The organism is bacterium, assembly GCA_035529855.1.
Classification (GTDB): Bacteria; RBG-13-66-14; B26-G2; order WVWN01; family WVWN01; genus WVWN01.
The window spans coordinates 13,521-33,260 of the sequence record DATKVX010000068.1 but is presented as its reverse complement, the minus strand read 5'-3'; the positions used below and the strand labels follow the sequence as shown (position 1 = coordinate 33,260).

Sequence of the window (19,740 nt, the reverse complement as noted above, 5' to 3'; positions counted from 1 at the left end):
CGTCGTACTTCCATTCCCTCTTATGAACCGAATCCCACGCCGCCGCCTCGCCGCCAAGGCCCCAACGCACTTCGGCTGTTCTATTTCCCCGGCCGTCGTACGCGTACTCCACCAGGTGAACGCCGGTTTCCGTAATCGCTTCGCCGGCGGCGTTGAAATAACCCTCGGAAATCTCGTTGCCGTCGTCGTCATAGATCTCGAGGCGGTACTTGCTCCGTCTCGCTTCGTCTTCCGTTATTTCCTTATATTCGTTGAGTTTGAAATACTTTACCGTCCCCGCAACGCCTGGCGCCGCGACCAGCGCTAAAACTATTAATATCAGTATATTACGCCCCATACTTAAGCCCCTCCTTTAAATTGAATTCGACCCCTTACGCCGCCGGCTCGAGGTACGGGCCGCCGAAGATATGGGCCTGGAATTTCGACAGCTTGGCATCCTCCCACGTGTACGCGTCGGGCGGCAGGCCGGCCTTCATGCACACGCCCTCCAGGAACCGTTCGCGGTTCCACCCCTGCTCCGGCGCCACCTGCGGCAACAACAGGCCGCTCCGTCCCCCCGCCTCGATGACCAGGCCGTCCTCGCCCACGACGATCTCTTTCGGGTCTTCGACGGGTTGGAGGAACGTCATAATCGATATCTCGATATATAGTCCCGGGAGCTCAGCCGCGGTTACGGGCGGGAAACGCGGGTCGCGCAGCGCCGAGTTTATGGCCATGTCCCGGACCGCGAGGTAGAGCGGCACCGTCGGCAGGACGTAGCCGATGCAACCGCGCAGCATGCCGCGTTTCTTCAACGTCACGAAGACGCCGCGTTCCTCGAGCAGCTCGGCCGAGTCGGGTCGCGGCGGTTCGTACGTCCGCCCCTCCTCCACCGCGGTACGCAGCGTCTCGCGGGCGATTCTCAAAAGTTCTTTCTCGGCCGGCGTCGTTGCCGACGTTCCCTCTTCGCGCGGGACCTCAGCGCTCTCCGGCGGGCTCACTTCCACCGGCTCCTTTCGTTTGCAGGCCGCCCCAACCATAAACAACGCGGCGAGGCAAAGCCAAATAGCTATTCGGCCGAAATAATCTTTTTCAGAGTTCAACATACTTCGCTATACCCCCAACCCGACCCGCGGACGCGTGGAAGTTCCGACGCCGGGACCTGCCGTTACGCCGGGGGTAGCCGTACGACGGGTAACGAACGGAAAACCGTCCAGCGGCAACCGACTTTGTATTATGCGGTAACGCATCCACGACGGCGCTCGCGGCGACGCAACGTCGCAGCCTCACAGCGCGCCGGTACGTACGTCCTATCTTCCGGAATAAGAAACGCCGTACCATCGCCGTTAATCTACCATATCTAATACATAACCGCAAGAACGGCGCGAAGTTGCGAACGAAAGGCCGGGAACCTAAACGTACGTTCGCGTCGCCCCGGCCGGCGTATGTCCCGCGGGATAGGCGGCCACGCGTTGGGCCGGGACCTCCCGCTTCACGACGTATACCCGTTCGGTGCTAACAACCGGTCTAACCGCACGGTAAAACCTCCGGGGCGCGGGCAAACGAGTACGGGAGGTGCCGTTTCTCACCCGCGACGCCGCGGACGTATTACGGGCGGTTTCCCGCGCGAGTGCCGAGGGAAAATGTTTATTTTAGTCAGCTAAAATTAACTTTACAAATGGGCGAAAGTATGGTATAAGGCATAACTTCAAACACGGCCGAAACAATCACCTAGGAGGTAACTCGATATCGTAGAAAAGCGGGCCCGGGTGAACCGGAGGATACGAGTCCCGGAGGTTCGCCTTATAGATGATGAGGGAAGGCAGGTCGGCGTAATCCCCACCCGCGAAGCGTTGGCCCAAGCCGAAGAGAAAGACCTCGACTTAGTCGAAGTGGCGGCGCACGCCAAACCTCCCGTTTGCCGGATAATGGATTTCGGTAAATACCTTTATGAGCAGCGAAAGCGGCAACGCGACGCCCGTAAAGGGCAAACCGGCGGCCTCGTCAAAGAAATAAAAATCAGTTCTAAAATAGAAACTCACGATATTAATTTCAAGTTAAGCCACATTAAAAAATTCCTCGAGCAAAAAAACCGGGTTAAAGTGACGGTTGTTTTCAGGGGCCGAGAAGTATCACACGCCGAGCGCGGCCGCGAATTATTGACCCGTATCATATCCGCGCTGGACGGCTACGCCGTGGTCGAAAACCCGCCTACGCTCGACGGTAGGCACATGATGACGCTGCTCGCGCCCGCCAAAAAAATACCGCCCCCCCGTAGCGATTAAGAACGGGCCGGTTTCGAGAGGTTCTTAAATGCCTAAAATGAAAACCAACCGGGGCGCCGCCAAACGCTTCCAGCGCACCGCTCGCGGGAAATTTGTACGGTACCGTTCGTGCGGCGGCCACCTTATGACCGGTAAAACGCCGCGGCGGCGACGGCGGTTCCGCCGGAAAGTCACCGTCGCCCGCGTTGACCGCAAAGGAGTTAAGAAGTTACTCCCCTACGCGCGGCGCAAAAGTTAACCTGACAAAAAGAAGGTCCCGATGGTTAGAGCAACCAACGCGCCCCATCGGCGTCGTCGGCGCAAAAAGTTACTACTACGGGCCAAAGGCTTCCGCGGCGCGCGTAAAAACCTCTACCGCGTAGCGCGCAACGCGGCTTTCAAAGCCCGGCAGCACGCGTACGCCGACCGGCGGCGGCGACGTCGCATCTTGAGACGTTTATGGATAACCCGTATCAATGCCGCTGTGCGGCCTTTCAACCTTCCTTACAACACTTTTATGCACGGCCTCAAGAAGGCCGGCGTCGACGTTAACAGGAAAATGTTGGCCGACACGGCCGTCCGGTCGCCCGATGCCTTCCGCTCGCTGGTCGAAGTCGCGCATAACGCGCTACGCGAATCTTAAAGGCGGCGGCGAGTCTTCGCCTCGTGCTCGCGCCGAAAGATAAGCCCATGCCACCTAACGAACGGCCGGTAATCGCTTTGACTATGGGGGAACCCGCTGGCGTAGGTCCCGAAATAGTCGCGAAGTATCTAGCCGGCCTCAAGAAAAGCGACTTCACGCTAGTGGTCGTAGGGGACCAGCGCCTGCTGCGCGACGCGGCGGCGAAATTTAAATTCGATATCCGTAAACTCAACGCGACGTCGAGGCCCAGCCGCGAGAAATTCGCGCCGGACGTACCTAACTTCGCGTCGCTAAAAACCGTGAACCTGAAAGACGTCGAGCCCGGAAGGCCGACCGCCAAAACCGGGCGCGCGGCGATGGCCTTCGTCGAAAAAGCGACCGACCTTGTAATGCTCCACCAGGTCGACGCCGTCGTGACCGCACCCATATCGAAAAAGGCGATCAACGACGCCGGTTACTACTTCACCGGCCACACGGAATACTTCGCCAATCGGACGAACACTTCGAAATACGCCATGTGCTTCCTCGGCGATTCGCTAAGGGTCGCCCTCGTAACGTCACATTACCCTCTACGAAAGGTCCACTCCAAAATAAAGCTGGCGCGCGTGATTCGAACCGTTTTCTTATTCGACGAATTCCTCCGTAAGGTGGGCGTAAAAAAGCCGCGCATCGCCGTCACGGGCTTAAACCCTCACGCCGGCGAAAACGGCCTCCTCGGCACCGAAGAGCTCCACGAAATCGAACCCGCGGTCGAAGCCTGCCGCGTCCGGGGCATCGACCTGGACGGGCCGCTAAGCGCCGAGGCGGCGTTCCATAAGCACGTCGGCAACAAGTACGACGGCGTAGTCGCCATGTACCACGACCAGGGCCTGGTACCGCTTAAAATATTATTACCTTACAAGACCGTAAACGTCACGCTGGGGCTGCCCTTCGTCAGGACGTCGGTGGGCCACGGCGTCGGTTTGGATATCGCGGGGCGAGGCATCGCCAAAATCGATAGCCTGAGGAACGCCGTAAATTTAGCCGCTAAGCTCGTACGCGCCGAACGCCCGCAACTACCGAAAAAACGTACCTCGCTCTAATAATTCCCGGGTAAATGCATCGTGCGTCGAACGGCACAAGACGGACTCGTCCTGAACAACGACCCCGAAACCGCGGCGTCCGGTAGCGGCGACGACGCCGCTGACGTCCAACACGACTATTACTTTACGTTGGTAAACTCGCTCGCCCACGAAATCCGCAACCCGCTCAACGCGTTATCGGTCAACCTCGGCTTACTCTCGCGGGAAATCGGCGACGGCCCGGGCGCCGATAAACTAGCCGCCGCCATAAAGGAGATCCGGCGGCTCGACGAGCTCTTAACCGCTTTCCTCCGCTTCGCCCGCCCCAAAATACCCAAAGCGCAAGAGGTCGAACTCGCCCGGGCGCTGGCCGAGCTGGAAACGTTCATCGCGCCGGTAGCGGCCACCACCGGCGTAGTATTAGAATTCAAGCCTATCGCCGACATCGTCGTCAAGACGGATGCGAACCTTTTGAAACAAGCGCTATTAAACGTTATTCTAAATTCTTTCGAAGCGGGCGCCGACCGCGTCGAGCTAACCGCCGAAGATTCCGGCGAAGCCATCGTCGTTACCGTGCGTGACGACGGCCCCGGCTTAGCCGAACCCGCCCAGGCCTTCGAGCCGTTTTATTCGACCAAAGCGGAAGGTTCCGGCCTGGGCTTACCTACGGCGCGCGCCATCGCCGAATCTCTGGGCGGCCGACTCGAGTTGGGCGAAGCGTCAACCGGCGCCGAATTTAAATTAACGATCCCTAAAAAACTACCTTAAAACAACCGACGTTACAACGCGAGGAGGATCTCGATAGCTTATGTCCCCCAAGAAAAGCCGGTGGAACCGCGAAAAGATAGCCGCTGAAATAAAACAACTTGCAGACAAAGGCGTGCGGCTTACGGTCAAAAACGTCTCCCGCGAACACTCCGCCCTCTACAGCGCCGCGTTGCGGTACTACAGAAGCTGGGGCGACGCCGTAAAAGCTGGCGGCATCGACTACGATTCGATCAAAAAAGAAAGCCGGAGTGAGGCGGTGAAGAAAATTACGAAATGGAACCGCGCGCGGGTCCTGGAAGAGGTCAACAAGGTCCCGTTCGACAAACTTTGGTACGTCTACAAAAATAACGTCGCCCTCCATTCGGCGGCGCGCCGGGAATTCGGTTCGTGGCGCAAGGCGTTGGAGGCCGCCGGCTACGACTACGACGAGGTAAATAAAGCGGCGGGCACCCGGTATACGTCCTGGACCAGGGAAAAAATTATAAATATGATACGCGAGCTACCGCCGGACCGCCTGTCCTACGGCAACATGACCAAAGAGAACTTACTCCTTTACTCCGCGGCGTATCGCCGGTTCGGGAATTGGCAAAACGCGCTGCGGGCCGCGGGTTTGCCGGAAGAGCTCATCAAAAAGAGTTTTAAAAACCGGAAGTGGACGCCCGACCGAATAATCGACGAAATCCAAAAAAGATATCGCTCCGGTGGAAAATTGGCCAGCGGGTATATGCAACGCCACGACCCCAGCCTCTTCTCCGCAGCCTTCAGGCGCTTCGGCTCGTGGGGCGAGGCCATCGACGCCGCGGGAATCGAGTACAAGACCATCCTGCGTAACAAGGCGCACACTCGCTAGGCGGCCGTTTTGCCGATGAAAAAGCCCCGGCTCGAGCCGGGGCTTTTTTGCGCGCTGCGCTAGTTTTTCATATCGTCGTTGCGCGAGCGTTGTCGGATGAAGGCCGGGATGTCGAATTCGGAATTTAAGAGGGCGTCGTCGAAATCCATTTCTACGCCGTCGGGGGGTACGGGCGGAAGCGGCGCGGCGTGGACCATAGACGCCGGGACTTGGGCATCGCCGAAGACGCCGACTTCTTGCACTGGCGGCCCCTCGAAACCCGTCGCTATGACCGTTACGCGGAATTCCTCCAAGCCCTCTTCCACCACCGCGCCGACGATGATGTTCGCGTCGTCGTCGGCGACTTCGTTGACGATGCTCACCGCCTCGTTGATCTCGTGGAGCGACATGTCGATGCCGCCGGTTACGTTGATGAGAATCCCGCGCGCCCCTTTGATGTTCATGCCGTCGAGCAAGGGGCTGGATATTACGTTCTGCGCCGCCGCCACGGCGCGGTCCTCGCCTACGCCGACGCCGGTGCCCATTATGGCGCTCCCGCCGGCTTCCGACATTACGGCGCGGACGTCCGCGAAGTCGACGTTTATAAGGCCCGGGACCGTAATGAGGTCCGATATCCCGCGCACGGCCTGCACCAGGACGTCGTCGGCCAACCGGAAGGACTCCGTAATAGTAGTCTCGCGTGCCACGATCTTCAGGAGTTTCTCGTTGGGGACGACGATTAGCGTATCCACCCGGTCCGCCAACTCCGCCAGGCCGGTTTCGGCTATCTTGAGACGACGCGGCCCCTCGAAATGGAAAGGCCTGGTCACGACCGCTACCGTCAGCGCGCCGATCTCGCCCGCGATCTCCGCGATTAGCGGGCCCGCGCCGGTACCCGTACCGCCGCCCATCCCGGCCGTTATGAAGACCATGTCGGAACCGTCGAGGGCTCGGACCAGGGCGTCGCGGTCCTCTTCGGCGGCGAGGCGGCCTACGTCCGGTTTTCCGCCGGCCCCCAGGCCGTTGGTAAGCCGGGAACCGATCTGGATCTTTTGAAGGGCTTTCGTTTGGCGCAGTACCTGGGCGTCGGTATTGGCGACGATAAACTCCACGCCCCGGATCTTGGCGTCGATCATCCGGTTAACGGCGTTTCCGCCACCGCCGCCTATGCCCATCACCTTTATGGTGGCGAAATGTTCGTATTCCGGCGTGAACTCGAGCATTTTATTACCTCCGTTAAAAGATGTTTTCCATCCATGACTTCATTTGGGAAAAGACCTTATAGAATATAACGGCGTCGCTTTCCGCGCCGTCGTGGAACCGGCCTCCTTCCGGCAAATCGTAAAGGACCAGGCCGACGCCTGTTGCGAAGATGGGGTCGGCTACCGAATCGGATAAGCCGGTTACGCCGAGCGGAACGCCGATGCGGGTAGGCATGTTGAATATCTGCTCGCCGAGCTCGGCTATGCCTTCCATATTGGCGCAACCGCCGGTGAGCACGACGCCCGCGGCTAGGTGGTCCGCGAACCCCGATTGGTCGATTTCTCGCTTCACCAACGTGATTATCTCCTCCAACCGGGCTTGGACGATCTCGGCGATGTAGCTGCGGTCTATCATCCGCGCGCGTCGGCCGCCCACGTCGGCCACCTCGACGACGCCGTCCTCGTCCACGAGCGACGCCATCGCTAACGCGTACTTTTGCTTAATTTGCTCCGCGGCTAAGCGAGGAGTGCGCAATCCGACGGCCAGGTCACGGGTAACCTGGTCGCCGCCCACCGCCAGCACCGACGTGTGGCGAACCGAGCCCTCGTGGAAGATGGCGATGTCGGTAGTGCCGCCGCCCATGTCGACCAGGGCCACGCCGAGCTCCATCTCGTCGGGAGTAAGGACGGCGCGCGCCGACGCTAAAGGTTCCAAAACCAATCTGTTGACCTTCAGGTCCGCCCGGCTTACGCTTCGCACCAGATTCTGCGCCGAAGTTATAGCGCCGGTTATGATGTGGACGTCCGCCTCGAGCCGCGTCGCGACCATCCCGCGCGGGTCTCGGATGGCGCGCTGGTCGTCCACCGCGAATTCCCGGGGAAGGACGTGGAGGACTTCCCGGTCCACCGGCAGCGCGATAGCCTTCGCCTGCTCGATGCACCTCTCGATGTCTTTATTCGAAATCTCGCGGTCGGCGCTCGAGATGGCGACGATCCCTTTGCTGTTCATGCTCTTGATGTGGCCGCCGGCGATGCCCACGTTCACTTCGCCGACTTCGACACCGGCCATCTGCTCCGCCTCGCGAACCGCCTCCACTACCGACTGGACCGTACTCTCGATGTTCACGACCATACCGCGCTTGCTGCCCAGCGAAGGCGCGAGCCCCGTACCCAGGATTTCTACCGCCGGGCCGCCGTCCCGCTTGGCTATTACGCAGCAAACCTTGGTCGTGCCGACGTCCAGGCCGGCCACTATGTTAAACCGCTCGGTCATCCGCCGAACCACCTCCCGCGGCGCCGCCGACGCCGCTAAATCCGCCCGTCACGATAACGTCCGTGCCGAAACGGGTATCGTACGTTACTACGCCGCCGCCGTTCGCCCGCGTAGCTTCGAACACGCGCCGCAGACGCCGGGCCGCGGACTCGTCGAAATCCGGGCCGTACTTCAACTTATACCGGCCCCGGGCCAAAACGACGACCCGCGCTTCGACGTCGACATATTCCACCGCGGCGGCCCAAGCCGGGTCAACGCCGGCCAGCGCTTCCACCGTCGCCAGCGCATCCGCTACGTCGCCGCCGCTCACCTTTTTTCCGGCGACGCCGCCCGACGCGCGGAAGCGCGTACCGACGAGAATCGGAACGTCTTCGTACGCCGCCGCCGCCGGCTCGAGCACTACGCCGTCGGCCGAAATTTTGTGCAACGCGCCGTTAATGATTATCGCCGCGGCCGCCGGCCGTTCGTCGACCTCTACCCATACTTCCGCCGGCATCCGCCGCCTTATTTCCGCGCGCCGGATGCGGGGGTGTCGACAAAGCCGCTCTTCCGCCTTCTCCAAGTCCACCCAGAAAAGGTTGTCGCCGGCTTTTAAATCCGCCGCCGCCAAGACCTCGGCGGCCGTCAAATACGACGCGCCGCGAACCGTATACCTACCCAGCCGCCACGGCGCCGACGTTACGGAAGCGTAAACCAGAAACGCCGCCAGGAAAGCCGCCGCCGAGACCGCCGCGAACGCCCCCAGCCGCCTACCCGCCGTGGCCGCGGACGGCCGGCTCCGCCGCCGGCGCGCTCGCCTAACCCTCGACGTACGCGTTCCGTCCGGTACGTTAACCACGGTCAAAATCTCCCACGAGCCGGATCTCGAGCTCCAACGTTAAGCCGAATTCAGCCCGTACTTTCTCGCGGACTTCCTCGATAAGGCCGTATATGTCGGCGGCGGTCGCGCCACCCTCGTTAACGATAAAGTTAGCGTGCTTGGGCGAGACGACGGCCTCGCCCCGCGTTAGCCCCTTCAGGCCCGCCTTATCTATCAACTCCCCGGCCGAAGGGCCCTGGGGCGGGTTCTTAAAAACGGACCCCGCCGACGCCGCGCCCACGGGCTGAGTCGCGCCGCGCCGCGTTCTGTATTCCTCCGTCAGCGCGCGCACGCGCCCCGCGTCCGAACTCGTAAGACGAAACGCCACCTCGGTTACGGCGAACGGCTTCGCGACGGCCAAGTCGGCGAAGCGGTACCCGTGCTCGACGTCGGCCTCCGCCAGCCGTCGGCGCGAACCCTCGGCCGTCATCACCTCGACGTAATCGACGTAATCCCACGTCGCGGAGCCGAACGCGCCGGCGTTGGTGCAAACCGCTCCCCCCACCGTGCCGGGAACGCCCACCGCCCACTCCATCCCCGACAACCCCATTTCCACGCAACTATTCACGAGCGACGGCAACAACCGTCCGGCGCCCACGACGACCTCGCCATCGTGCGCCGATATGTGCGCCATGGTATTGCATACTTTGAGAACTACGCCGTCAAAACCCGCGTCCGCGACGAGCACGTTGCTCCCGGCGCCCAGTACGAACGTGTCCTCGCTCGAGGCGAACACCTCACGCACGTCGTCGGCCGTGGCCGGCACCACGAAATATTTCGCCGGCCCGCCCACCCGGTACGTCGTATGCCGCGCGAGCGCGACGCCCTCCGCGACCGAGCCCTCTATGCGGTCCTGCCACCGGCTCGACGAACCGCCGTCAATTGGTAAGAAAACGCAATACATCTTCCGCAACCTTCCACACGTCTCCGGCGCCGACGTGTACGATTACGTCGCCCGGCCGCATCACCGCGGCCACGCGCGCCGGGACGTCGGCCTTATCCGGTATGTGATAAACGTCGGCGTGGCCAAGATGAACCAGGCCCGCGACGATGCCTTCCTCCGAGACGCCCGCGATCGCGGCCTCCCCCGCGCCGTAAATCCCGGTAACGATGATGACGTCGGCCGCCGCCAGCGCGCCGGGGAATCTCTTCATCTGGTCACGCGTCCGCGTGTAACGGTGAGGCTGGAAGACCGCTACCAGCCGCCTTCTCGGGTAAGCCTGGCGGAGCGCGGCCAACATCGTCTCGATTTCGCGCGGATGGTGCGCGTAGTCGTGCATCACCGTTACCGAACCCTGCACCTGGCCCAACCGCTGGAATCGCATTTCGACTCCTTCGAATTCTTCCAACGCCCTTTGGACGGTATCGAAGCTGACGCCCGCCACGACGGCGAGGGCCGCGGCCGCCGCGGCGTTCAAGGCGCTGTGTTCGCCGGGAAGGTTTATCGTCAACCGGCCGAGCCGTTCGCCCTTGAACGTCAGCTCGAACGACGTTTTTAACCCTTCGCCCGTAATATCCGAGACTACGACGTCGCACCCGGGGGCCGTGCCGTACGTCAACGTCGGCTTCGAGACGCGCTCGACGATGGCGGCGATGCCCGGGTCGTCGGCGCATACCAAGTTCAGGCCGTAAAAAGGTACCTTGTTCAAAAACTCTACGAAGGCCTCCTGCAGCCGCTCGAAGGTCCCGTAATAATCCATGTGGTCCTCGTCGACGTTGGTGCATATGGCGTATATGGGCGAGAGTTTTAGGAAGGAGCCGTCGCTCTCGTCCGCCTCGGCGACGAAGTAATCCCCCTCGCCCAGCTTGGCGTGCGTCCCCGCGCTGTTCAAACGGCCGCCGACGACGAAGGTGGGCTCGAGCCCCCCCTCGGCCAAAAGCGTCGCCAATATCGACGTCGTCGTCGTCTTGCCGTGGGTGCCGCACACCGCGACCCCTTTCTTTAACCTCATCAACTCCGCCAACATTTCGGCCCGCGGGATGACGGGGACGCGGCGCCGCCGGGCCTCCGCCACCTCGGCGTTGTCGGGCGGTATCGCCGTGGAGACGACGACCACCTCGGCGTCGCCCAGGTTCTCCGCGGCGTGCCCCTCGTAGACCTTTACGCCCAACTCGCGAAGGCGGGCCGTGACGGCACTCGACTTAATATCCGAGCCGGATACGTCGAAACCGAGGTTCCGCAATATCTCGGCCAGGCCGCACATCCCGGCGCCGCCTACGCCGACGAAGTGGATCTTCTTTATAGGCCCGAAGTCCGTCACGTCTTGACACCTACAAGGGCCAACGCCTCGCGCGCGACTCGCTGCGCCGCGTCGGGCCGCCCCAGTTCGCGGCTGGCGCGCGCCATCGCCGCCCGGCGGGCGTCGTCGTTCCGGAGTTCCAAGATAAGCGCCGCCAGTTTGGCGCCGTCCAAATCCTCGTCTTCGACGACGACGGCCGCACCCTCTTGCTCTACGTACGCGGCGTTGCGTTGTTGGTGGCCGTGGGCGGCATAGGGATAGGGCACCAGGACCATCGGCCTCCCGAAGGCCAGGACCTCCGCCACGCCGCCGCCGGCGCGGCACACCACCAAATCCGCGGCCCGGTAGCAGTCGTATATCTCGTCGAAAAAGGGCCGCACGACGAGGCGCCCTCGCCAGGCCGCGGGCACCTCGAGCGCCGCGTCGTCGCCCGTCTGAACTACGAGCTGTATATCCGCGTCTACGAGTTCGTCCAACGCGGCCGCCGTCGCGTCCACGAGACGCTGCGCGCCCTGGCTGCCGCCGAACACGAAAACGGTGAACCTCTTCGCCTCGAGGCCGAGCCTGGCGCGCGCCCCCTCGACGTCGTCGGCGTCGCGGACGGCGCGTATCGCGTTGCCCGTCACGACGGCCTTTACGCCCGCGGCGAGCCAATCGCGAGACGGCTCGAACGCCACGCACGCCAAGGCCGCGACCCGCGACAACAACCTGTTCGTCAACCCCGGTATGATGTTCTGCTCCAGTATCACCGTCGGCGTCCGCCGAAGCCGCGCCGCGACGACCACCGGCGCGCTGCCGTACCCGCCGGTCCCTATCACGAGCGCGGGTTTGAGTTTACCCAACAGCCGCGCCGCCCGCGCCAAGGCCCAAGCGAACCGGAAGGGCATCAGGATGTTCCGCGGGTGGAGGCTGCGCTCGAGGCGCGGCGCCCGCAAAACGCGGTACCCGTACGGCTTCGCGGCCAGCGCCCGCTCCTCCACCGGCCGCCCGGTACCGACGAAAGTGATTTCGGCCCGAGTTACCGCCGCGGTTATCGCTTCCGCCGCGGCCAGCCCCGGGAAGAGGTGGCCGCCGGTTCCGCCGCCCGCTATAACTACCTTAATTGTCTCTTGGCTCGACGTCATCGGTCTAAACGTAATCGACGAACGTTCCGTTCAACGGCGCCGGCGGCATCTCGCGGCGGGCGTACCCGAACGCGCTGTCGACGCCGGAGCGGCGCGCGATGTTCACAAGGATGCCGACCGCGGCGAACGTAGCGACGAGCGACGTCCCGCCGTACGATATGAACGGCAACGGGATTCCGGTAGTGGGAATCAACCCGGTGACGACGCAGAGGTTCACCGCGGCGCAAAGGCCGACGATAGCGGTCAACCCCGCCGCCAGGTACCTGCCGAACACGTCGCTCGCCCGCGCCGAGACCTTGAACCCGGCCGTAACCAGAACCGCGAACGCCGCCAGCACCGCCGCGGCCCCCGCGAAGCCGAACTCCTCCCCCAGGATGGCGTAGACGAAGTCGGTATGAGATTGCGGCAAGTAGAATAATTTCTGGTTGCTCGCGCCGAGGCCTTTGCCCAACAGGCCGCCCGAGCCCAACGCGATCAAAGATTGTATGACCTGGTAACCGCGGCCCCGGGCGTAGCGCCACGGGTCGACGTACGATATGAGCCGCGATATCTGGTATTTCTGGGCCGAGATCATTATCGCCAAAAGCGGCATTACCAACGCCCCGGCGCCGACGATGTACCGGAACCGGACGCCCCCCAGAAAGAGCATTACGAAGGCCGAAGCGGCGATGAGAAAAGCCATGCTGAAATCGGGCTGCGCCGCCACCGCGGCGAATACCACGACAACGGCGCCGAGGGGAAGCCACTTCTCGTACGCGTTCTCGAGCTGGCCGCGTCGCGCGATGTACTTCGCCAATACGAAAACCGTGGCCAACTTCGCGAGCTCGGAGGGTTGCAGGTAGAACCGCCCCAATTTCAGCCACCGGTGGACCGGGGCGGCGTAACTCCCGACGCCGAAGACCAACGTCACGACCAGCAACGAAACCGCGACGATCACGGCGGGCCAGGCGAGCCGCTGCCACAAATGGTAGTCAACCAGCGCGCAAAACGCGCCGACGGCCAAAGCAACGGTCAAATTAATTAAGTGCCGCTTCAGGAAGTACATGCTGTCGCCGTCGTACTTCACGTACGCCAAGGCCGCGCTCGACGAGAACACCATCAGGACGCCCGCCGTCGCGAGCGCGAGCGACACGGCTATCAACGTAATGACGAGTGAACGCGGCATCCGCTAGCCGGCCTCCCGGCTCAACTCGGCCACGGCCTTTTTGAAGTCGTCGCCCCGTTCTTCGAAATCGCGGTATTGGTCCCACGACGTGCAGGCCGGTGAGAGAAGCACGACGTCGCCGCGCCGGGCCGACGCCGCGGCCTCGGCCACGGCCTCTTTAATGGTATCCACCCGCTCGAGGGGTACGATGCCCTCGAACGCGGCGGCCAGTTCGTCGCGCGCGGCGCCGTAGAGCACCGCCAGCCGCGCCTTTCCGCGCGCCGCCGCGGCCAGCGCCGCGAAATCGCCGCCCTTCGATTTGCCGCCCGCTATCAATACCACCGGCTCCTCGAAAGTAGCGAGTGCCGTAAGCGCGCTCGCGACGTTGGTGGCCTTGGAATCGTTCACGTAACGCACGCCCTCGATTTCGGCGACGAACTCTAAACGGTGCGGCAGGCCCTCGAATTCCCGGAGCGCTTCCGCTATCGCCGGCGCCGGCACGTCCATGGCCAACGCCGCGCAGGCCGCCGCCATCGCGTTCGACAGGTTATGGGGTCCTGGCAACCGGACGTCGCGGGTCGCCGATAACTTCCCCTGTTGCGCGCGGACGTCGTACGCCACGTCGTCGCCGGCGAGCCACACGCCGGGCCCCGGCGCCGCGCCTCGCCCGAATAACAACACCGCGGCCCGTAGTTCGTCCCGATTAGCGGAAGACGCGTCGTCGGCGTTCAACACGGCGTAATCCTCGGGGCGCTGGTTCTGAAACAGACGCCACTTCATCTTGTAGTAGGCCGCCGGCGAGCCGTGTCGGTCCAAATGGTCGGGCGCGAGGTTAAGCAAAACGGCTACGTGCGGCCTGAACGTTACCGCGTCCTCCATCTGGAACGACGAGACCTCGGCCACGACCGTCGTCGCCGGCTCGAGCTCCGCAGCCACAGCGGTGAGCGCGACGCCGATATTGCCGGCTACGACTACGTCTTCGCCGGCCCGCCGGAAGATCTCGCCCAGGAGGGCCGTCGTCGTCGACTTGCCGTTGGACCCGGTGACGGCGACGACGCGTTCCGTTACGAGGAGGCGGTACGCCAGCTCGAGCTCGCCGATGACCTCTACGCCCTTTCCCCGCGCCGCCGCAATAAGTTGCGTCTCCCACGGGACGCCCGGGCTCCGAACCAGAAGGTCCGCGCCCGTAAGGAGGTCCGGCCCTTGCTCGCCGGGGCGGAGCTCCACGCCGGCGCCGGCCAGCTCCCGGGCTTCGGCGCTCAATTCGCCGGCCGCCTTTTGGTCGCAGGCGGTCACCGCCGCGGCCACCGGCGCGAGCGCGCGGGCCGCCCCTACGCCGGAACGCCCCAACCCGACCACCAGGACGCGGCGGCCGCGGAAAACCTCCAATTTCTCCTCGTACGTACTCACCTTATCTTCAACGTCGAAAGGCCGATAACGGCGCATATCGCCGAAATCAACCAGAACCTGACCGTTATCTTGGGCTCCGCCAAACCCTTGAGCTCGTAATGGTGGTGCAAAGGCGACATCTTGAAGACCCGCCGGCCTCCGGTGGCCTTGAAGTACAACACCTGGATGATGACCGACAACGTCTCGACGACGAAGGCGCCGCCCACAATAACGAGCAACAACTCCTGCTTCATAAGAATGGCGACGGTGCCAATGCCGCCGCCCAGCGGGAGCGCCCCCGTATCGCCCATAAACACCTGGGCCGGGTAGCTGTTGAACCACAAGAAGCCCAGCAGCGCGCCCACCGTAGCCGCCATGTATACCGTGAGCTCGGCGCCGCCCGACACGTACGTCACCTGGAGGTACTGGGCGAAATTGACGTTCCCCACGACGTAGCACATCACCGCGTACGCCGCGCCGGCGAAGAGCATCGCGCCCGCGGCCAGGCCGTCGAGGCCGTCGGTCAGGTTGACGGCGTTGGTAGAGCCGACGACCGTGACCATCACCAAAAGGATATAAAAAGCGCCGAGGTTGACGGTGACGTCCTTGAGAAAAGGGAACGTGAGCCAGGTGGTCATGCCGTTGTCGAGCGGGAAGAAGTACACGAAGAGGCCGATGCCGAGCGCCAGCAACGCCTGGCCGATGAACTTCCAACGCGCGAGTAAACCCAGCGGCTTCTTGGCCACCAGTTTCAAATAGTCGTCGACGAAGCCCATCGCGCCTAAGGCTATGGTTACGACGAGAATGGCGAGGACGTACCGGCTCGTGACGTCGGCCCACAGGATGGTCGGCACGACGATGGCCGCCAATATCAGCAGGCCGCCCATAGAGGGCGTCCCCGCCTTCTGAAGGTGCCGCCGGGGCACCTCCTCGCGTATTATTTCTTCTACCATCTTCCGCTTGAGGAACCTGATGAGCGGCGGCCCCAAAAGGAAAGCTATTAAAAACGCCGTCACGGCGGCGTACGCCGAGCGGAAAGTGACGTAGCGAAAGAGGTTGAGCCACGAAATTTCGGTGTGCAGCGGATATAGTAATAGGTAGAGCAACCGTTAGCCTCCTCGGACGTCGACGCCTAACTTGTCCAAAATTTCTTCCAACCGTACGCCGCGGCTGGCCTTTACCAAGACGACGTCGCCGCGTTTCAGCCGCTCCGCCAGGAAGGCGGCCAGTTCGTCCCGGTCTCGGAAGGAGGGCGCGGCCTCGGGCGTCATCCCGCCGGCGAGGGCGCCGTCCACGATCAAACGGCCGCCGTCCCCCAGGCCCACGACGATATCGAACCCCGCCTCGGCGGCGAATTTCCCTACGTCGCGGTGGGCCCGTTCACTCGTCTCCCCCAGCTCGAGCATATCGCCCAGGACGGCGACGCGTCGCCCGTCGGCCGGCGCGGCCGCCACGAAGGCGAGGGCGACCTCCGCGGCCTGCGGCGATGAATTGTAGCAATCCACGAAGTACGTTACGCTGCGGCCGTCGACGACTACCTTGGAGCGGAGCTCCCTGCCGGCGTAAGCCGCAAGGCCGGCCGCGACGTCCTCCTCCGGTACGCCCAGTACGTACCCCACCGCCGCCGCGGCGAGAGCGTTCATGACGTTGTACCGACCAGGCAGCGGCAGCTCGACCGGCGTCCCGCCCGTTAGCTCGAAGCTCGAGCCCTGGAAGCTTTCCGCAACCAAACCATCGGCTCGCACGTTTGCGTCGGCGCTCGTACCGAACGTTACGACCTTAAGGCCGTTTACGAGCTCCGCAACCGCCGAGGCCACCAGCGGGTCGTCGGCGTTCAGTACCGCCGTTCCGCCGGGTTTGACGTAGTTAAGCAGCGTCATCTTCTCGCGGCGTACCGCGGCCACGTCGCCGAAAAATTCCAGATGGGTAGGCGCGACGTTCGTGACGACGGCCAGCGTCGGCGCCGCGGCGTCGGCCAGGGGCGCCATCTCGCCGGGCGCGCTGACCGCCAACTCGAGCACGAGCACCTCGTCGCCCTCCTCGAGCGAGAGTATCGAAAGCGGCAGGCCCACCTCGTTGTTGAAGTTGCCCGGGGCGACCCGTACGCGGTATTTTTGAGCCAACACAGCCGCTATCAAGTCTTTAGTCGTCGTCTTCCCGCACGAACCGGTTACGGCCACCACCGGCCCGCCGAACTCGTGTCGCCGGGCGCGGGCCAGAACTCGCAACGCCTCGAGCGTATCCTCGACCAGGACTTGCGGTACGGCTTCGGGCACTTCCGCGGTGACCACCGCGGCCGCGGCCCCGCGCGCCGCCGCATCCGCCACGTAGTCGGCGCCGTCGCGGTTGGCGCCGCGCAAGGCGACGAATAGGTCCCCGGCGCGGGCCGACCTGCTATCGGTACGTACGCCCGAAACGCGAACGCCGTCGTCGCCCGAGACCTCGGCGCCGAGCAAATCGGCAACCTCACGCAACGTCCAGTTTACGCTCACGACCTCACCCGGCTATCTCGGTTCCGGCCGCCGGCGACGCCTTCGTCGCGGCGGGAGAAAACCTCCGCCGCGGCAACCGGCGTTCCGCCAACGTCAACGTGCACGCACCGTTTAATTTCGCGCCCGGCGCGGGCGATTGGCCTTCTACCCACCCGCCGCCGCCGCTTAACTTAACCTCGACCCCGGAAGGCCCCAGACTCCTCATGGCCTCCCGCACCGAAAGGCCGACCACGTCCGGCATAGCGCCGGCGCCGCCGCCCAACTTCAATAAGACGACGCTGCCGGCGTCCGGAGGCGTGCCGCTATCCGCCGAGCTCCACAATACGCGTTCACCCTTACCTTCGAAACGCGCGCGGAGGCCCGCCGCCGTCAGCCGCCTTACCGCCGTGGACGCGGCGACGTCCCGGAACGTGGCGTCGGCGCGACTGCCGGCGGGCGGAGCCGCCAACGCCAACGTCCGGCCGCCCGCGGGAAGTATCCTCAACGCCGGTAAAATATCCGCGGCGACGCGGGCGCAAGCCGGCGCCGCCACCGTACCGCCGAAGACCTCGCCCCTCGGTCTCTTTACCGTAACGAATATAACGACGCGGGGGTCGTCGGCCGGGAAAATCCCCAAAAAAGAGGAATTGTATGCGCCCGGCACGTATCCCCGGCCGCTGGGAGCCGCGATTTCGGACGTTCCGGTCTTGCCGGCTATGCGGTAGCCGGGTAGCTGAGCCAACTTGCCGCCGCCCCGCTCGACGACGAGCGCCATCATCTGCCTTACCGCCGCCGCCGTCTCGGCGGAGACTACCCGCCGGTGAACCTCGGGTTTGAACCGGCGGAGCGTGCGACCGTTCTCGTCGACTACCGCCGAAACGAGCATCGGTTTGACGAGTACGCCGCCGTTGGCGAGGACGCAAGCAGCGGTAGCGATTTGTATGGGCGTTACCGAGAGCCCCTGGCCGAAGCTGGCGAACGCCCGGCCGAGCGGCCGGCTAAATTCGTCGTAACGAAGGATGCCGGGGTTCTCGGCCGGCAGCTCGACGCCGGTCCGCTCGCCGAACCCGAACTTACGCAAGTACTCGTAATAACGGCGGCCGCCCAACCTTTGGGCGATGAGGACCACGCCGATATTGCTCGAGCGTTCGATTATCTGCGACGTCGTAAGCGGCTCGGCACAGGGTTTAACGTCCGTTATCTTATATCGGCCCAAATGCAAAGCTTTAGAGCAATCGAAGATATCGCGCGTCGATACGACCCGTTCCTCCAAGGCCGCGGCCACCAGAAAAGGCTTCACGATCGACCCGGGCTCGAGGGCCGACGTGACGGCGTTGTTGCGCCAACAAGCGGGCGGGTACTCGCCGTAATCGTTGGGGTCGTACGCGGGACACGAGGCCAGCGCGAGTATTTCGCCGCTGCGGGGGTCCATCGCGACGACCGCGCCGGCTTCCGCGTTGTATCGTTCGCAGCACGCCCTCAGCTCGCGCTCCGCCACGTACTGACACCATCTATCGATGGTCAAGACACACCCCAAGCCGTTCATCGGCGGTACGAAGTTATCGGTCAGGTCGGGAAGGGTGCGTCCCGCGGCGTCGGCGCCGCCGTCGAAGTAGCCGGGCAAACCCTCGAGGTAAACGTCGAGGGTGTTTTCGGCGCCGGCGCGGGCGCCGTCGCGAGGGCCTACGTAACCCAGTACGTGGCACGCGAGCTCACCCTCGGGGTAGATCCGCCGCTCACAGGGGCGGGCGAAGACGCCGGTCAAGCCTATCGCCAACACTTCCGTCGCCTTACTCCTGGATACTTCGCGGGCCAGCCACTCGCTCTCCGAAGCGGAAGCGCACTTACGCTCGAGCTCCGCCTCGTCGGCGTCCAGAACGGGGGCGAGCACTCTCGCCACCGCCTTGCCGTCCCGGATGAGCCGCGGTATGCAATAGACGTCGTAGACCGGCCTGCTCATCGCCAGCGGGCTCATACTGCGGTCGTAGATGACGCCGCGCGCCGCGGGGAGGTAGCTCTTCCCGTATTGCTGCTTGAACGCCGCTTCGGCGTAGAAATCGTGATGCAGCACTTGAACCCACACCAAACGCACTAAAACGGCGCCGAAGACGACGACGAAGAACAAGTACAACGCGGCGAAACGTATTTTGCGGGCGGACCTCAACTCCCGTCCTCCACGATGATGACTTGGCCGGGCGCCGGCGGCTGCAACCCGAGTTTCTCGTGCGCGACTTCGTCGATCTCGGCCATCGAACGCCGCCGGTATAAGTCGGCCTTTAGCGTCACTTTCTCCTGGTACGCTTCGTCCAACTCGCGCTTAACGCGCGCCACTTCGTAATTGAGCTCGAGGATGGAGACGTATTGCCACAAATATAAAAACGCCAGCAGCAGGAGTCCGGAAATCGCGACGACGGCCCAAACGTAGAACCGCCGGCGCCGCTTAGGGCGACGCGCGACGTCGATGGTCGGGGGGCGATAACGCACCGTCGCCATA

Annotated in this window: 20 protein-coding genes; 6 read left to right on the top strand and 14 right to left on the bottom strand. The window is 63.4% G+C overall.

Annotated elements, in window-relative coordinates:
• The coding region (locus tag VMX79_07500) for a hypothetical protein (GenBank protein ID HUV86944.1) at positions 1–337 on the bottom strand (337 nt) is incomplete at its 3' end.
• A gap of 34 nt (positions 338–371) precedes the next feature.
• Positions 372–1,085 carry an AmmeMemoRadiSam system protein A gene (amrA, locus tag VMX79_07495; GenBank protein HUV86943.1) on the bottom strand — a complete coding sequence of 238 codons (714 nt, stop codon included), beginning with the start codon at positions 1,083–1,085 and terminating at the stop codon, positions 372–374.
• Between the two features lie 642 nt (positions 1,086–1,727).
• Here amrA and infC point away from each other — a divergent pair.
• Genes infC through VMX79_07465 form a run of 6 tightly spaced genes read left to right on the top strand, consistent with a single transcriptional unit; the run spans position 1,728 to position 5,565 of the window.
• Complete coding sequence (gene infC, locus VMX79_07490) at positions 1,728–2,264, top strand: translation initiation factor IF-3 (GenBank protein HUV86942.1); 537 nt, start codon at positions 1,728–1,730, stop codon at positions 2,262–2,264.
• A gap of 28 nt (positions 2,265–2,292) precedes the next feature.
• Positions 2,293–2,502 carry a 50S ribosomal protein L35 gene (rpmI, locus tag VMX79_07485; protein ID HUV86941.1) on the top strand — a complete coding sequence of 70 codons (210 nt, stop codon included), beginning with the start codon at positions 2,293–2,295 and terminating at the stop codon, positions 2,500–2,502.
• 21 nt (positions 2,503–2,523) lie between these two features.
• Complete coding sequence (gene rplT, locus VMX79_07480; GenBank protein HUV86940.1) at positions 2,524–2,886, top strand: 50S ribosomal protein L20; 363 nt, start codon at positions 2,524–2,526, stop codon at positions 2,884–2,886.
• A 47-nt stretch (positions 2,887–2,933) separates the two neighbouring features.
• The gene (pdxA, locus tag VMX79_07475; GenBank protein ID HUV86939.1) at positions 2,934–3,968 is read left to right on the top strand and encodes a 4-hydroxythreonine-4-phosphate dehydrogenase PdxA; all 1,035 of its coding nucleotides are present in this window, start codon (positions 2,934–2,936) and stop codon (positions 3,966–3,968) included.
• A 21-nt stretch (positions 3,969–3,989) separates the two neighbouring features.
• Positions 3,990–4,715, top strand: coding sequence for a HAMP domain-containing sensor histidine kinase (locus tag VMX79_07470; protein ID HUV86938.1), 726 nt, complete (start codon positions 3,990–3,992; stop codon positions 4,713–4,715).
• 40 nt (positions 4,716–4,755) lie between these two features.
• Positions 4,756–5,565 (top strand): hypothetical protein, encoded by an 810-nt coding sequence (locus VMX79_07465; GenBank protein ID HUV86937.1) that lies wholly within the window; start codon positions 4,756–4,758, stop codon positions 5,563–5,565.
• A 59-nt stretch (positions 5,566–5,624) separates the two neighbouring features.
• On the opposite strand, the gene ftsZ is transcribed toward VMX79_07465, so the two are convergent.
• The 12 genes from ftsZ to VMX79_07405 are packed head-to-tail and all read right to left on the bottom strand — an operon-like array spanning position 5,625 to position 19,739.
• Positions 5,625–6,767 carry a cell division protein FtsZ gene (gene ftsZ, locus VMX79_07460; GenBank protein HUV86936.1) on the bottom strand — a complete coding sequence of 381 codons (1,143 nt, stop codon included), beginning with the start codon at positions 6,765–6,767 and terminating at the stop codon, positions 5,625–5,627.
• Positions 6,768–6,780: 13 nt separating this feature from the next.
• The gene (gene ftsA, locus VMX79_07455; protein HUV86935.1) at positions 6,781–8,019 is read right to left on the bottom strand and encodes a cell division protein FtsA; all 1,239 of its coding nucleotides are present in this window, start codon (positions 8,017–8,019) and stop codon (positions 6,781–6,783) included.
• On the bottom strand, positions 8,003–8,857 hold the full coding sequence (locus VMX79_07450; GenBank protein ID HUV86934.1) for an FtsQ-type POTRA domain-containing protein: 855 nt from the start codon (positions 8,855–8,857) through the stop codon (positions 8,003–8,005). Before VMX79_07450 ends, ftsA begins: the two co-directional genes overlap by 17 nt.
• Complete coding sequence (murB, locus tag VMX79_07445) at positions 8,850–9,782, bottom strand: UDP-N-acetylmuramate dehydrogenase (GenBank protein ID HUV86933.1); 933 nt, start codon at positions 9,780–9,782, stop codon at positions 8,850–8,852. Before murB ends, VMX79_07450 begins: the two co-directional genes overlap by 8 nt.
• Positions 9,757–11,139, bottom strand: a complete 1,383-nt coding sequence (gene murC, locus VMX79_07440) for a UDP-N-acetylmuramate--L-alanine ligase (GenBank protein ID HUV86932.1) — start codon at positions 11,137–11,139, stop codon at positions 9,757–9,759. The genes murB and murC overlap by 26 nt, the downstream gene beginning before the upstream one ends.
• A complete protein-coding gene (gene murG, locus VMX79_07435; GenBank protein ID HUV86931.1) occupies positions 11,136–12,242 on the bottom strand; it encodes an undecaprenyldiphospho-muramoylpentapeptide beta-N-acetylglucosaminyltransferase in 1,107 nt (368 codons plus the stop codon). The genes murC and murG overlap by 4 nt, the downstream gene beginning before the upstream one ends.
• A gap of 4 nt (positions 12,243–12,246) precedes the next feature.
• Positions 12,247–13,407 (bottom strand): putative lipid II flippase FtsW, encoded by a 1,161-nt coding sequence (gene ftsW / locus VMX79_07430; GenBank protein ID HUV86930.1) that lies wholly within the window; start codon positions 13,405–13,407, stop codon positions 12,247–12,249.
• 3 nt (positions 13,408–13,410) lie between these two features.
• The gene (gene murD, locus VMX79_07425; GenBank protein HUV86929.1) at positions 13,411–14,832 is read right to left on the bottom strand and encodes a UDP-N-acetylmuramoyl-L-alanine--D-glutamate ligase; all 1,422 of its coding nucleotides are present in this window, start codon (positions 14,830–14,832) and stop codon (positions 13,411–13,413) included.
• Entirely contained in the window at positions 14,793–15,881 is a 1,089-nt protein-coding gene (mraY, locus tag VMX79_07420; protein ID HUV86928.1) for a phospho-N-acetylmuramoyl-pentapeptide-transferase, read from the bottom strand. The genes murD and mraY overlap by 40 nt, the downstream gene beginning before the upstream one ends.
• A 3-nt stretch (positions 15,882–15,884) precedes the next feature.
• The gene (gene murF, locus VMX79_07415; GenBank protein ID HUV86927.1) at positions 15,885–17,267 is read right to left on the bottom strand and encodes a UDP-N-acetylmuramoyl-tripeptide--D-alanyl-D-alanine ligase; all 1,383 of its coding nucleotides are present in this window, start codon (positions 17,265–17,267) and stop codon (positions 15,885–15,887) included.
• 4 nt (positions 17,268–17,271) lie between these two features.
• Positions 17,272–19,410: a penicillin-binding protein gene (locus VMX79_07410; GenBank protein HUV86926.1), complete on the bottom strand. Its 2,139-nt coding sequence runs from the start codon at positions 19,408–19,410 to the stop codon at positions 17,272–17,274.
• Entirely contained in the window at positions 19,407–19,739 is a 333-nt protein-coding gene (locus VMX79_07405) for a septum formation initiator family protein (protein ID HUV86925.1), read from the bottom strand. Before VMX79_07405 ends, VMX79_07410 begins: the two co-directional genes overlap by 4 nt.
• Between the last annotated feature and the right edge of the window lies 1 nt (position 19,740).